The following is a 14,250-nucleotide window of genomic DNA, read 5'->3' as shown; positions in this document are numbered from 1 at the left end:
TTAATATGTGATTTTATCATTGCTACCTGAGAAACCAGCATTTTTGTCTGCCATCTTATTTAGATATGTCCAAATCTGAGGACGACGAGTTCTCAAAACAAACAGTAAAACAAGATATATAATGACTGCTAAACCTATCCATAATGGACTTCCAGATATAAATGCAGCAAAAACTAGAGCATTTAGAGGCCGAGCAATTAAATTGAAACTGGTAATCATAACAACACCAGCTGGAATAGCAACACCATAATGTGAAATAGCACCGGTATATATTGAACCCAACCAACTTGATGCATAAAGTCCTAAGCTAAACCAAACTATACCATTAGCAATGACCTTTAAAATATTACCACGAGTAATTGCAACGATAGATTCTACCATGAATGGCAAGGATATTAAATCGACAATTGGCAAAGTTTTGTTGCCAGGAAGAAGGAAAGCAATGACAACCATAATAGGGATTAAGATAACTCCAGAAATAATAGTTGCCGGTTCACCATAGCCTACACCATCATCGACACCCAAGAACCAGCGTTTCTTGTCGTGAATTGAATCTTTTTTCTCAGAAGTAGAGTTGTCTACTTTTCTATTTTTATCTATTTCATCAGCTAGAGGTGTGAATGCTTTAGCAAAAACACCGGTAATTAGAGGGAAAATAGTCATTACAGCAGAAAGATCAATTGCAAAGACTAGGATTTGTCCCCAAGCTTTTAAAGTTCCTAAATCATGGATATTTCCAAGAATTCCAATTATTAAGCCTAATAAAGCACCAAGAGTAGTTGGTTCTCCGAAAACTCCTAATTTATCTTTGAAATATTCAGGAGTTAACTTAACCTTATTAAAGCCAAGCAAGTTCCACAGAGGATCTAATAGGACAGCTGGAACTACTTGTTCTATATTATGAATTGAAGAAACAGAAGCATTTTTGACGCCATAGTAATCGGACCAACGATCAGCTTGAATTTCAGCTAATGCTAATGCATATAGAAGCATGAAGAATGATAGACCCAACGAAAGCCAGAAATTATGGGTAACATAATAACAAAGAGTTCCCCAAATCATAAAGCCAAAATTATTCCAGAGATTTGAAGCCATAAAAATTTTTGTTACACCAAATGCAAAAAGCAATAGTTCAACAATTAGTCCAAAAACGAAAAAGCTTAAACCAACAGTAGAGCCAAATGAGGCAAGAGAACCAGCTTGCCATCCAATATCAACAACTGGAAGAGAAATTCCAGTGCTGTTGACCATTTGTTTAATAATTTTTGTAACAACTGGTGTGAAAACAGTGATTATCCAGCCAAAGCCTGTTAGACCAACGCCAGCGTAGAATGCACTCATCATAGCAATCTTGGGTTTTACTTTTAAGAAAAGGGCGATGATAAAAATCATTATAGGGACAACAACACTGGCACCAAATGTTTGAAATATAGTATTTACAGTTTCTAACATTATGACAACTCCTTTCGGTTAAAAAAATTCTGTAGTAATTGCAAATCTGAAGCTAGATGTTCTTGATCATTTGCATATTCTAATGCTACTTTAGTAATTTTTTCTGTGTTGAATTTTGTTAAAATTTTACGCCAATCAAGATTACCTTGTTCTAATGAGGTAACCTGTAAATCATCAGTTACATTTTTTAGATGCAGATAGTTTGTAACATCTTTTAGTGAAGTAATAGCGTCATACACAGACGTATCTAACCATTTCCAATTTGCAATGTCAAAGCAATAGTTAACATTTTGTATCTTTTCATTTTCGACTAATTTAAGGAATGTGGTAGTTGTATTTAAATTACTATCAGCATAGCTTTGATTATTTTCGACGTTAATTTCAATATCATTAATGTATGGAGCAAGTTCATTTTTTAAATTGAACTTTGAAGAAGAAGGTAGAGAACCAATGTTTATTTTTAGATGTTTAGAGCCTAAAAGTTTTAATTCCTCTATGTAACGAGGTAAATTCTGGTTAAGCTTTCCAGATGAAAATAAGGTGTCGTTTATACTGTAATATACATTGAGATGTGCTTTTTGGGCGTTAAAAGCTATTTTTGATAATTCGGATGGGTCTCCAGATAAAAACTCATTCCGAATTTCGATTGCATCAAAACCTAATGATGCAACGCTTTCGACAAGCTCAGCTTGAGAAGTGCCAGAATCAAGGCAGTCCTTGAAAGCAATTGTGTTTAGGATGAATTCCATATTACACCACTCTTTCTGAAAACAAATTGATTTGTTACTTAAAAATAAATAATAAAGTTAACCGGTTAACTAAGATTTTTACAACGCCAATTGTAAGCGCTGTTTTTAAATATGTCAACAATTTTTTAAATTTTTAGGTTATTAATATTGATTAGCAGTGGTTAAATATTTTTCAGCAAAGAAGCGTAGTATTATTATATAATGAACTTATATAAAGAAATTGTAGGGGGTAGTGTATGGAAAAATTGACTATAAAAGATATTGCACAATTAGCAAATGTTTCAACAGCTACAGTATCTAATTATATAAATGGAAATTTTGCAAAAATGTCCGATAAAACGAAAGAAAAAATCAGAAAACTCATTATACAGACTGACTATCATCCTAGCAGTACAGCGAGAAATTTGGCGAAAAATAGTAACAAAACAATAGGTGTTTCTGTTTCGGATATAACTAATCCCTTCACTTCAACTGTTCTTTCGGGTATATATGATGCTTGTAGTAAAGAAGGATATACTGTTATATTTACAAATGCTAATAATAATTCTCAAAGGGAAATAGATAATATAAATAGATTACGTTCAGAAGAAGTTGCAGGATTAATAATCGATCCAGTAAATCCTAATAGTCCAATATATAAAATAATATCAAACAAGACGACAGTTATGATTGATAGGCAAGCTAACAAGCTTAGAATTGATACAATTGCAACTGATAATACGGATGCTGTCAGCAAATTTGTAACAAAAATGAAGGCAGCAGGGTATAACAATCTATATTTTGTAAGTTGGCCCTTAGATGATATCAGTACACGTTCATTGCGTTATATAGGCTTTAAACAAGCAACGGGGTATCAGGATGATGATCATATTGTAGAAGTACCACATCATGGTAAACAAGATGACTATCAGAAATTTACAGATAAGTTGCGGGTAATAATGGAAAAAAATCGAAAAAAAATAGGCTTTTTTGCTATGAATGGTAGAGCTTTTTTACGCTTGCAGCAATCAATGCAAACATTATCTTATGATTATCCAAACGACTATGGTGTAGGAACATATGAAGAATTTGATTGGATGAAAATTATGAATCCACCGATTAGTTGTATTCATCAAGATTCTTTTGGAATAGGTGTAACTGCAGTACGCACTTTAATAGACAAATTAAAAAGAGATACGGAATTTTCACCGCGAGTGCGAATAGTGCCTACGAGACAAGTAATAAGAGATAGTTTTTAATTAAGCAAGGTTTTAAATTAATATGGGATTGGACAGATAATTCTTACAATGTAGAATTATCTGTCTTTTTTTATACGAGATTATACAATTAGAACTATTGACAATAACAATGAAAGTGATTACACTTTGAATCGTAGTTAAGCGGTTAACCAAAAAAAGAAAATTGAGAAGAAGGTTTTAATAATGCAATTTAAAAAAATTTTTTCAGATGTACTAGATCATTGCTATGCTGTTATGCGACTCAAAGATGGAAAAGGAGATTTTCTAATAGTAGCTTCTGAAGAAGATAGTGCATGCATCGCATATGACTTGAATAATAATTTAAAGAAAACTGTAGTTTGGCCAGATGTTGGTGGAACGATGACGCTTGTTCAGATTCCAAACAGCTTAAATTTTTTAGCGACACAACGCTTTTATCCAGGATTTAATTCAAAGGATTGTCAAATTGTAAAAGAAACTTTTGATGATGGAAAATGGAAACAAAAAATCATAGGCGATTTTCCTTATATTCATCGGTTCGATATCATAAAAAAGAGAGATGAAGCAGGATTTTGGTTTATAGGATGCTCTATTGCCAATTCTAAAATAAATAGTGAAGATTGGTCTGATCCAGGGAAAATATGGGTTGGTGAATATGATGATAATCAAGAACGCATAAGGAATCTTCATGCTTTAAAAATAAGAATTACTAAAAATCATGGGTATAAAAGAATGTGCGGCTATTCCCTTGTTACAGGTGTAGAAGGTATTTTCAAATTAGATTATCCAACAAGAGAAAACGACTGGAGAATAACAAAACTTTCAAGCAATGAAACATCAGATATATTTAGTGCTGATGTGAATGGAGATGGAAAAAAAGAATATCTTACGATTGAAGGATTTCATGGACCTTATTTAAGACTATCGGATGAAAAATTTCATTCTTTGGTGCAAACAAAAGAGAAAACACCATTTGGTCATGCGATATGGGGAGGAAAAATAGGTAACCAAGAATGCTTTATTTTCGGCTGGCGTGATGGAAAACGAAACTTGGTGTTAATTTCCGATGACAAAATTGATATGCAAGTAATTGATGAAGCCGTAGGTCCAAGCAATGTGTTAGTTTATAACAAAAATGGGGTAGATTATTTGTTATCTGCAAATAGAGAGATTAATGAGGTAGCTATCTATAAAATTGATTTTCGAAATTAGGTGGTGTAAAGAATGAAGCAATATTTATTAACTATAGATAATGGTGGTACAAACACAAAGATTGTGATTTTTGATAGTCTTGGGAATCAAGTAGCTATAAATAGTTTCCCCACAAAAGGAATAGAGATAAAAACAGGGTACCATGAAATCAACTTGCAAGAGCTAAAGAAGGATTTATTAAATGGAATTAAGCAGTTGTTAGAATCAGAAAAAATTAAGGGTGAAGATATTGTAGGTATTTCCACTGTAGGACATGGGAAAGGGCTGTACTTACTGGATAAAGGTAAGCAAATCTTTACAAATGGTATTCTCTCTGCTGATAATAGAGCTGAAAAAATGGCTGTCCAGTTTGAAAAAAATGTAGCTGATATATATTCGATGAGTCATCAACATGTAATGGCTAGTCAAGCACCGGTTATACTAAATTGGTTTAAACTAAACAAACGTGAAGTATATGACAATATTGGATATGTGTTATCAAACAAGGATTTTATCAGATACATATTAACTGATAAAGTATTGCAAGAAATATCTGATGCTTCTGGCAATAATTTTGTTGACCTTGATAGGAAAGAGTATGATAAAAAATTATTTCAGTTTTTTAATATAGATGAAATTTTTTATAAAATGCCACCATTAGTAAAGGCCACAGATAAATGCGGAGAGATAACAGAAAGAGTTGCGGCTATTACAGGTCTAAAAGTAGGAACGCCGGTTTTTGGAGGAATGTTTGATATTGATGCTTGTGCAATAGCTACGGGTGTTTTAAATTCTAATATTTTTAGTGTGATAGCAGGCACATGGAATATTAACACTTTTCCATGTGAAGATAAGGCACCACTTGAAAGTCATTTAATGAATTCTCTTTTTCCAACTGGAAAATATCTTGTTGAGGCATCAAGCCCAACATCAGCAGGAAACCTAGCGATTATATTAAAAATGTTGATGGGAGAAGAGATGAAGAATGCATCTGAAGCAGGAAAATCAATTTATGATGATTTAGAAGAGTTTTTAATAAATACAGATGCAAGATTTTCTAACGTTATTTTTTTCCCGTTTCTATATGGTTCAAATGCTGATGTTAATGCAGAAGCTGCATTTATTGGAATTAGAAGTACAACAACGAAATCAGAACTAATTAGAGCAGTTTATGAAGGAATTGCCTTTGCTCATAAAAATCATTATGAAAAGTTATTGACAGTAGCAAATAAAAAGCCGGAAGTTATTAGGATGTCAGGAGGAGCATGCAATTCTAATGCATGGGTTCAGATGTTTAGTGACATATTAGACATGTCAATAGAAACAGTAACCGTACATGAATTAGGTGGATTAGGAGGAGCAATTAATTCTGCTGTTGGTTTAGGAATTTATCCGTCATTGAATGCTGCTGCTAGAGAGATGACTAGGGTGAAGAAAAAGTTTACACCAAACCCAAAGGAAGTAAAGAAATACCAAGAAAAATATCGGGTATACAATAAATTAATTTTTTCATTGGATGATGCATGGAAGAACTTAAATGATATGCAAAAGGAGGCGGAAGATAATGACTATTAATGCAGTAGGCATATATGAGAAAGCTTTACCAAAAAATCTGAGTTGGGAAGAAAAATTTTTATTAGCAAAAAGACTAGGATTTAATTATATTGAATTTTCAATTGATGAAAGTGATGAAAGACTTAATAGATTAAATTGGACACGAAAAGAGAGAGAAGAATTTCGTGAAGCAATGTGGAATACAAATATGAGAGTAAATACATTGATGCTTTCAGGCCATCGGCGCTATCCTTTAGGATCAAACGAAAGTCTAGTAAGAAATAAGGCATTAGAGATGATGAAAAAAGCAATTGATCTCGTTGTCGATTTAGGTATTAGAAACATTCAATTAGCAGGATATGATGTGTTCTATGAAAATAAAACTGTTAATTCACGAGAGATGTTTGTTGAAAATTTGAAAAAATGTGTTGAAATGGCAGAAAAAAAGCAGGTAATGCTCTCGATTGAAACAATGGATGATACTTTTATCAATTCTCTTTCTAAAATTGCATGGTACAAGGAACAAATAAAAAGCCCTTGGTTACAAGGGTATCCTGATTTAGGAAATTTATCTGCTTGGCCAGAAAATGACGTAGCTTATGAACTAGAAAAAAATATTTCGAATATCGTATCGGTTCATTTAAAAGATACAAAAAAAGTTACAAATACATTTAAAGGACAATTTAAAAATGTGAAATTTGGAGATGGCTGTGTAGATTTTGTTGGCTGTTTGAGGACTTTGCAAAGATTAGATTATCAAGGTGGTTATACAATCGAAATGTGGTCTGAAAATAGTCAAAATCCGATTGAAGAAATAAAACAAGCCAAGAATTTTTTTAATGAAATCTTTTTAAATTTAGGTATTGAACAAGAAAAAGTAGATTGAAAGAAGGATAATAACATGTTAGAAAAGTTAAAACAAGAAGTATATGATGCAAATATGCGATTACCAGAATTAAAGCTTGTTACATTTACATGGGGAAATGTTTCAGGAATTGACCGTAATAAGGGGTTATTTGTTATCAAACCTTCTGGCGTTGAATATTCTAATCTAAAACCCAGTGATATGGTTGTTATTAATTTAGATGGTAAAGTAGTAGAGGGTAATATGAATCCATCATCTGATACACCAACGCATACTGTTTTATATAATGCTTTTCCAAAAATTGGAGGCATTGTTCATACGCATTCTCCGTGGGCGGTTGCATTTGCAGCTGCAAAACTAGATATACCTGCATTAAGTACAACCCATGCAGATACTTTTTATGGTAATATACCTGCATCTGATCCATTAACTAAAGAAGAAATTGAAAATTCATATGAAGAAAGCACAGGGAAGGTTATTGTTAGAACATTTAAAAATCGTAAAATTGACTATGAAAGTGTGCCAGCTGTTTTAGTAAGTCAACATGGCCCATTTGCGTGGGGTGAGACTCCAGGAAAGGCGGTGTATAATGCTAAAGTTCTTGAGGCAGTAGCAGAAATAGATTATCATGCACTTCAATTGACCAGGGATAATATAAATGTGCCACAGTATCTTTTAGATAAGCATTACTATAGAAAACATGGTGATAAGGCTTACTATGGACAAGAAAGTGCGATGTCAAATATACATGCAATTCATGAATAAAAAGTTAATTACCTAGTTATTTCTATAACTTGAGATAACTAGGTTGGGAGTATAAAATAGTTTGTGTAAATAAATAAAAAGCTTATTGAAAAAGGAATCCCTTCCCCGTATGATTAAATCGTCAAACCAAACCAAAACGGAGGGATTCCCTATGGACCAGTTTACCAAAGATTTAACCAAAACTCTATTATCAAATGGCGATGTTAAAGAACTTTTTCGCCAACAGCTCGAAACTGCTATCAATCATATTCTACAAGTTGAACTAACAGCTTTACTTGGTTATGATCTTTATGATCGCAGTGGCTTTAATTCTGGTAATTCTCGCAATGGTCAGTATTACCGCTTAATTGACTCTGAATATGAGAAGTTGAAAATCATTGTACCACGTGATCGTCAAGGTAAGTTCCACAATCATTTACTTCCAGCGTACTCACGCCGCCAAGATGCTTTAGAAACAACAATTATTCAGCTTTACTCTAAAGGTGTTACTACACGTGAAATTGCTGATTTAATTGAAGAAATGTATGGCACCTATTATTCAGCCACTACTGTTTCTAATATTACCGCTCAGGTGACCAAACAAATCGAGTCATTTCATCAACGAACTATTAAAGCAAACTATGTTTGTCTATTTCTAGACGCAACTTATTTGCCTTTACGACGTGACTCAGTTCAAAAAGAAGCAGTTTATGTTGCCTTAGGTATCACAGCTACTGGAACTAAAGAAGTTCTTGATTATCGAATTACTCCTAGTGAAAATTCAGAAGTTTGGTCAGAAATGGCAGAGAATCTTAAACAACGTGGATTAAAACAAGTTCAATTAATTATCGCAGATGGAATGGTAGGCTTACAGCCAGCATTACTATGCGCTTTTCCTAAAGCTAAATTCCAGAGATGTTTAGTCCATGTTATGCGGAATATTAGTTCAAATGTCCGCTTAAAGGATCGTGAAAGTATCTTAAATGATTTTAAGCAACTACATTCAGTAAGTGATATAACGGCAGGACGTCAACTATTAAACAATTTTTACGATACATGGGAGAAAAAATACTCCAATTTAATTAAAAAGCTAAAATCAATTGAGAATGAATTACTAGCTTTCTTGAGCTTTCCATTAGCTATTCGACCAACAATTTATTCAACCAATATCCTAGAATCATTGAATAAAAAGATAAAACGCAAAACTAAGCCCAAGGAACAGTTTCCTAATGAAAAATCTTTAGATAATTTTATTGGGGTTCAAATACTTAATTACAATGAAAATAATTTTGAAAGAATTCACAGAGGATTTGGTCAAGTTAAAGATACACTTGAATCACTTTTCGATTAACGAATTATTTTTTACAGAGGAAAGGGACTTTTATTTACACAAACTTCTTGACACTCCCACTAGGTTTTGAAAGTAGCATCTCATTATATATTACTATCATCATATAGATATTAATATATAATGGGATGCTTTTTTGCTTAGTTCGTTCTATAGGATATATATAATAGACGATTTAATTGAGACCTATACTTAAGTATGTTTTACTAAGCAGTATTATTAATACACATTTTAAAAAAAAAAAATAAAAAACACTGCATTGTTCAAGAATGCGCTATCAATTATATTAATTTATGAACAGAGAAATAAATAAAGGAGTATATGCAAATGGATAACTCATGGATTAATATTTTTAATAAGGTATATGTCGTAACAGGAGGATCATCAGGAATTGGTAAGGCTATTGTAACCGAACTGTTGAATAATGGTGCAATTGTTTATAATGCAGACTTAAACAGAGGTGATATTGCAAATGAAAATTTACATTTTATAAAAACAGATGTTACCAACAGAATAGAAGTAGATGAGTTAGTAACAAAAGTTGTTTCTGAGCAAAAAAGAATTGATGGATTGGTAAATAATGCAGGAATAAACTTACCACGCTTATTGGCAGACTCGGATGAGCCAAGTAGTGAATATGAATTTACTGAACAAAATTTCGAAAAAATGTTTGCAGTAAATGTTAAGAGTGTTTTTCTAGTGTCACAAGCAGTTGTTCATCAATTTGAGAAACAAAAGCATGGGGTAATTGTTAACATGTCTTCAGAGGCGGGCTTAGAAGGTTCACAAGGTCAAAGTGTTTATTCTGCAACTAAGGGAGCAATAAATGGATTTACCCGTTCTTGGGCAAAAGAGTTAGGTGAGCATAATATTAGAGTTGTTGGAGTAGCACCTGGAATTATGGAAGCTACTGGATTGCGGACTTTGGACTATGAAGAAGCTTTGGCATATACCCGTCATAAAACGGTAGCTGATATTCGTGCTGGTTACAAGAGTAAGTCGACAACGCCGTTAGGACGAAGTGGAAAGCTTTCAGAAGTAGCGGATGCTGTTAATTATTTGTTATCAGATCGAGCAAGCTATATAACAGGAGTAACAATCAACGTAGCGGGTGGAAAGAGTCGTGGTTAAAACAAAAATATGGTGATATTATGGATAGACAAAATTTTGAAATGTTAAATTTCTTTATTAAAAATGATGCATTGACTTTAGGAGAAATCCAAACGCATTTTAATACATCAAGAGTTACAATTACAAAAAACATTCGTGAAATTAATAAAGAACTTGAGGGAATCGCCCTAATTAACGTTAATAAATCAAAATTTTATCTAGTAATCGAAAACTATGCTGCTATTGCTAAAATTCAAACTAATTTTTTAAAACAAGATTTGGATTTTAATGATCCAGCCAAGAGACAAGCAGCAATCTTGCAAAAACTGCTAAGCCAAACTGGCAAATACATTGCGCTTGATGATCTAGCATATGAAATGTCTGTGAGTCATGGAACAGTTAACAGTGATTTAAAATCATTAAAGCAATTGTTGAACTTCTATGATATAACGGTGCAAGCAAGACCTAATAAGGGAATTAGATTGCACACTGAACATCGTTATAGTTATGCAGTAGCTGTTAGAAATATAGTTGCTAAATATTATGACTTTGATTTAGTTTTAACTCAAGCTCTTGACGAAAAATTGATTAGAGCAATTAAAGAGATAGATGACAATGATGATACAGTTGCGGTAATTAAACGGAATATTGCAATCGTTAGTTGGTTAAAGCATCAAGGGATTCAACTTGATGAACCCAGTAACTTGTATCATGAAATGATTTTGGATGAAGTTACTGTAAATTTGAGAAGGGTCATTTTTAAAGTTATGGATGATACTTTGAATATTGGTGAATTAAAGTTCATTTTTTATCCTTTCAATATAAAGAAATTACCAATTAGTGATGAACAATTAATTAATCAGGCACTAGTTGATGTTGGCGAATTAATGAAGAGTGTTTTCCCAGTTATTAAAGAAAAACTTGATGTAAGTTTAAATTTTGATCGTTTATTTGTTGAACTACGCTACCATTTGCTGTTTTTAATTAATCGAGCTACTTATGGCGTAAAATCAGAAGAATTTATTTCGACTAATATATTAAATAAATACCCAGTTGCTACTGAATTAGCACAAGAAGCTTTGAATTTGATAACAAGAAAAACAAAGATCAAGTTTAGTAAAAATGAAATCAGCTACTTAAGTGTCTATTTTCAGATGGAACTTGAAGAGTATATGTCTTCACCAGAGGTTTATAGAATTGCTATATTAGAACCAATCAGTAATGGGCTGAAGAAATTTATTATCGAACAGTTAAAGGAATTATTGAACGAAAATTTAAAAATTGATTTGTTTGCTTCTCAGTTAGAATTAGAAAAAAGTTCAAATAAGTATTTATTGATTTTTTCAAATAATCTACCAATTGAGAATAAATCAGCCAATCAATTACCAGTAATCAGGTTAAATTCGATTTTTAATCAAGGAATCTTGCGCGAAAGATTGCAGATTTCTTTAGTGGATGAAGCGATTAATAATGGTTATTGTCAATTTAATGTAACAAAATTTACAGGAAAAAGTTCATATACCGAAAGAGTAAAGCAGCTAATAGTCCGTGAAATATCAGTTGGACAGCTTAAAAAGGAATTTTTAAATGATTGGATAAAAAGGGAACAGCTTTCCAGCAACATTTTGGGTGATGGAGTAGCTTTGCCCCACGTAATTGACAAATCTGGACTTAATAGAATTTTAGTTACTGTTGGGCTTTTTGATCAACCAGTTACTTATGATAGTAGAAAAGTCAAAGTTGTCTTTCTTGTTGCGATTCCTTATAAACTAGATGTAAATCTAAGCAGAATTCTGTCGCAAGTTTATGATTTAATTAGGATTATAGCAACTAATGGGAATATCTTTAATAACTTAAAGAACTACGATCAAAATCGAGGATTGATTCAGTTAATGGAGGCGATTTAATGTTGATTTACTTTGGAATAATTTTAGTAACAGCTTTCTTATTACAAGGCTTACTAGGATTAAGACAGATAAAAAACTTTTCGAATGTTTTTCATGAACTAAGAACTTTAGCACCAGTGACTATTGGAAAAAATCCAAAAAAGTTACGTTCGGGGACTTTGATTTTAATAGCTGTGGATAACAATGGTAGAATACGAGAAGCACAAATTATGAAGGGTGTAACTGTTTTTGCGAGATTCAAAGAATTGAAGATGCTGAAAAATAAAAATTTAGCATATGTTGCAGCTTCAAACGATCAATTAAAAGAGTTTGATAGATTGACAAGGGTATGTCTGTTGGATGCCTATAAGAATTATATTAATTATCGAACTAATAAATTAAAGTCAGAAGATATAGATACTAGTATTAAAATTTGGAGTTTACCAATGGTAGAAAAAATTAAGTCATTTTATTATAGGATGTTAAAGCGTGGAGACAGAAAACAAATTAACTAATAAGGAGTCTAAAAATTATGAAATATATAACAGAATTAGCTTCGGGTTTTATGGGTTTATTTGAAAGCGGTGGCAAAACTTTAATTGGTTGGATGACATCGATCATTCCAGTTGTTTTGTTATTACTTGTTTTAATGAATGCAATTATTGCGTTTGTTGGCGACAAAAAAATGGTTAAATTAGCTCAGGCTTCTTCCAAGAATCCATTTACGAGGTATTTAGTGTTGCCTTTTATATCAGCATTTATGCTAGGTAATCCAATGTCACATTCGATGGGGCGTTTTTTACCGGAATATTATAAACCTAGTTGGTATGCTTCAATTGCTCAGTTTTGTCATACTAGTAACGGTGTGTTTCCGCATATAAATCCTTCAGAATATTTTATTTGGTTAGGGATTGCTCAAGGCGTTCAAAAATTAGGTTTAAATACAATGGACTTAGCAATTCGTTATTTATTAGTTGGTTTAGTTATGAATTTTATTGGTGGTTGGGTTACTGACTTTACCACTGCTTATGTATGTAAGCAACAAGGAATTACACTTTCTAAAAAGGTTGAATTTAATAATTAGGAGAAAGGGGTCGTAGTAATGACAAAAGAATATCACAGTATAAAAGTAGTCAAGGGTGCTGGTGGTTGGGGTGGACCTTTAGTAATCACACCAACGGCAGAAAAACATAAATTTGTTTATATAACTGGCGGTAATAAACCAGCAATTGTTGATGAAATTGCTAAGTTAACTGGAATGCAAGCAGTAGATGGTTTTAAAACATCAATTCCTGATGAGGAAACAGCTTTAGCAATTGTTGATTGTGGCGGTACCTTACGATGTGGTATCTATCCTAAAAAAGGAATTAAAACAATCAATGTACTTCCGACAGGAAAAAGTGGTCCGTTAGCCCAATTTATGAATGAAGATAACTACGTCTCTAATGTTGGAGTTGAACAAATTACTTTGACGGAGTTAACTGTAACGACAAATGAAACAAAAAATGTACTGGATAGTAGTTCAAAAACAAGTGAAGAAGAAAAGTTTGATAACACTAAAACCTTGACAGCGCAAACTAGGAATCCAGGAATTTTAACTAAGATTGGCTTAGGTGCTGGCAAAGTTGTCGCGACATTTAATCAAGCGGGTAAAGATGCAGTACAGACAGTGATTAATACAATTATTCCCTTTATGGCCTTTGTAGCTTTGTTAATAGGTATTATCAATGGCTCAGGGATTGGTAAAGTCTTTGCTAATATTATGGAACCTTTAGCAGGAAATGTCTGGGGATTGATGGTTTTAGGTTTTATCTGTTCATTGCCCTTTTTATCACCATTACTTGGACCGGGAGCAGTTATTGGACAAGTTATTGGAACTTTGATAGGGGTTGAAATTGGTAAGGGAAATATTCCTCCACAATATGCATTACCAGCCCTTTTTGCAATCAATACTCAGAATGGTTGTGATTTTATACCTGTTGGCTTAGGGTTAGCTGAAGCTGAATCAAAAACAGTTGAAGTGGGTGTTCCCTCTGTTTTGTATAGTCGCTTTATTAATGGGGTTCCGCGAGTATTTGTTGCATGGTTAGCAAGCTTTGGCTTATACGCTAAATAAAATTGTGAGGTCACTTAA

At 32.8% G+C, this 14,250-nt stretch carries 13 protein-coding genes; 11 read left to right on the top strand and 2 right to left on the bottom strand.

Features of this window, described 5'->3' with window-relative positions; all coding sequences use genetic code 11:
• Together LB941_RS09025 and LB941_RS09020 are read right to left on the bottom strand one after the other, a co-directional pair.
• Positions 1–1,452 carry a PTS galactitol transporter subunit IIC gene (locus LB941_RS09025; RefSeq protein ID WP_253361383.1) on the bottom strand — a complete coding sequence of 484 codons (1,452 nt, stop codon included), beginning with the start codon at positions 1,450–1,452 and terminating at the stop codon, positions 1–3.
• Positions 1,452–2,201, bottom strand: coding sequence for a sugar phosphate isomerase/epimerase family protein (locus LB941_RS09020; protein ID WP_253361381.1), 750 nt, complete (start codon positions 2,199–2,201; stop codon positions 1,452–1,454). The genes LB941_RS09025 and LB941_RS09020 overlap by 1 nt, the downstream gene beginning before the upstream one ends.
• A 236-nt stretch (positions 2,202–2,437) precedes the next feature.
• On the opposite strand from LB941_RS09020, the gene LB941_RS09015 reads away from it, so the two are divergent.
• From LB941_RS09015 to srlE, 11 genes are all read left to right on the top strand, one after another.
• Positions 2,438–3,439: a LacI family DNA-binding transcriptional regulator gene (locus LB941_RS09015; protein WP_253361379.1), complete on the top strand. Its 1,002-nt coding sequence runs from the start codon at positions 2,438–2,440 to the stop codon at positions 3,437–3,439.
• Positions 3,440–3,622: 183 nt separating this feature from the next.
• Entirely contained in the window at positions 3,623–4,630 is a 1,008-nt protein-coding gene (locus tag LB941_RS09010; protein ID WP_253361377.1) for a hypothetical protein, read from the top strand.
• 12 nt (positions 4,631–4,642) lie between these two features.
• Positions 4,643–6,184 (top strand): FGGY-family carbohydrate kinase, encoded by a 1,542-nt coding sequence (locus tag LB941_RS09005; RefSeq protein WP_253361375.1) that lies wholly within the window; start codon positions 4,643–4,645, stop codon positions 6,182–6,184.
• Positions 6,174–7,049 carry an L-ribulose-5-phosphate 3-epimerase gene (locus LB941_RS09000; RefSeq protein ID WP_253361373.1) on the top strand — a complete coding sequence of 292 codons (876 nt, stop codon included), beginning with the start codon at positions 6,174–6,176 and terminating at the stop codon, positions 7,047–7,049. The genes LB941_RS09005 and LB941_RS09000 overlap by 11 nt, the downstream gene beginning before the upstream one ends.
• Positions 7,050–7,064: 15 nt before the next feature.
• Entirely contained in the window at positions 7,065–7,793 is a 729-nt protein-coding gene (locus LB941_RS08995) for an L-ribulose-5-phosphate 4-epimerase (protein ID WP_253361370.1), read from the top strand.
• Positions 7,794–7,944: 151 nt separating this feature from the next.
• Positions 7,945–9,123: an IS256 family transposase gene (locus LB941_RS08990; RefSeq protein WP_253361368.1), complete on the top strand. Its 1,179-nt coding sequence runs from the start codon at positions 7,945–7,947 to the stop codon at positions 9,121–9,123.
• A gap of 324 nt (positions 9,124–9,447) precedes the next feature.
• A complete protein-coding gene (locus LB941_RS08985) occupies positions 9,448–10,251 on the top strand; it encodes an SDR family oxidoreductase (protein WP_253361366.1) in 804 nt (267 codons plus the stop codon).
• Positions 10,252–10,271: 20 nt separating this feature from the next.
• The gene (locus tag LB941_RS08980; protein ID WP_253361364.1) at positions 10,272–12,137 is read left to right on the top strand and encodes a BglG family transcription antiterminator; all 1,866 of its coding nucleotides are present in this window, start codon (positions 10,272–10,274) and stop codon (positions 12,135–12,137) included.
• A complete protein-coding gene (locus LB941_RS08975) occupies positions 12,137–12,631 on the top strand; it encodes a transcriptional regulator GutM (protein WP_253361362.1) in 495 nt (164 codons plus the stop codon). Before LB941_RS08980 ends, LB941_RS08975 begins: the two co-directional genes overlap by 1 nt.
• Before the next feature lie 17 nt (positions 12,632–12,648).
• Positions 12,649–13,200, top strand: a complete 552-nt coding sequence (gene srlA / locus LB941_RS08970) for a PTS glucitol/sorbitol transporter subunit IIC (protein ID WP_253361360.1) — start codon at positions 12,649–12,651, stop codon at positions 13,198–13,200.
• 18 nt (positions 13,201–13,218) lie between these two features.
• Complete coding sequence (gene srlE, locus LB941_RS08965) at positions 13,219–14,232, top strand: PTS glucitol/sorbitol transporter subunit IIB (RefSeq protein ID WP_253361358.1); 1,014 nt, start codon at positions 13,219–13,221, stop codon at positions 14,230–14,232.
• The last annotated feature ends 18 nt before the right edge of the window (positions 14,233–14,250 follow it).

This window comes from Ligilactobacillus ubinensis (assembly GCF_024160875.1).
In the GTDB taxonomy this organism is placed as follows: Bacteria; Bacillota; Bacilli; order Lactobacillales; family Lactobacillaceae; genus Ligilactobacillus; species Ligilactobacillus ubinensis.
Note: the sequence above shows the minus strand (reverse complement) of the source record. Positions and strands in the feature narration are given on the sequence as shown.

Coding starts and splice junctions, on each gene's coding strand:
- LB941_RS09025 (WP_253361383.1), bottom strand. CDS start 1,452: ATGTTAGAAACTGTAAATACTATATTTCAAACATTTGGTGCCAGTGTT.
- LB941_RS09020 (WP_253361381.1), bottom strand. CDS start 2,201: ATGGAATTCATCCTAAACACAATTGCTTTCAAGGACTGCCTTGATTCT.
- LB941_RS09015 (WP_253361379.1), top strand. CDS start 2,438: ATGGAAAAATTGACTATAAAAGATATTGCACAATTAGCAAATGTTTCA.
- LB941_RS09010 (WP_253361377.1), top strand. CDS start 3,623: ATGCAATTTAAAAAAATTTTTTCAGATGTACTAGATCATTGCTATGCT.
- LB941_RS09005 (WP_253361375.1), top strand. CDS start 4,643: ATGAAGCAATATTTATTAACTATAGATAATGGTGGTACAAACACAAAG.
- LB941_RS09000 (WP_253361373.1), top strand. CDS start 6,174: ATGACTATTAATGCAGTAGGCATATATGAGAAAGCTTTACCAAAAAAT.
- LB941_RS08995 (WP_253361370.1), top strand. CDS start 7,065: ATGTTAGAAAAGTTAAAACAAGAAGTATATGATGCAAATATGCGATTA.
- LB941_RS08990 (WP_253361368.1), top strand. CDS start 7,945: ATGGACCAGTTTACCAAAGATTTAACCAAAACTCTATTATCAAATGGC.
- LB941_RS08985 (WP_253361366.1), top strand. CDS start 9,448: ATGGATAACTCATGGATTAATATTTTTAATAAGGTATATGTCGTAACA.
- LB941_RS08980 (WP_253361364.1), top strand. CDS start 10,272: ATGGATAGACAAAATTTTGAAATGTTAAATTTCTTTATTAAAAATGAT.
- LB941_RS08975 (WP_253361362.1), top strand. CDS start 12,137: ATGTTGATTTACTTTGGAATAATTTTAGTAACAGCTTTCTTATTACAA.
- srlA (WP_253361360.1), top strand. CDS start 12,649: ATGAAATATATAACAGAATTAGCTTCGGGTTTTATGGGTTTATTTGAA.
- srlE (WP_253361358.1), top strand. CDS start 13,219: ATGACAAAAGAATATCACAGTATAAAAGTAGTCAAGGGTGCTGGTGGT.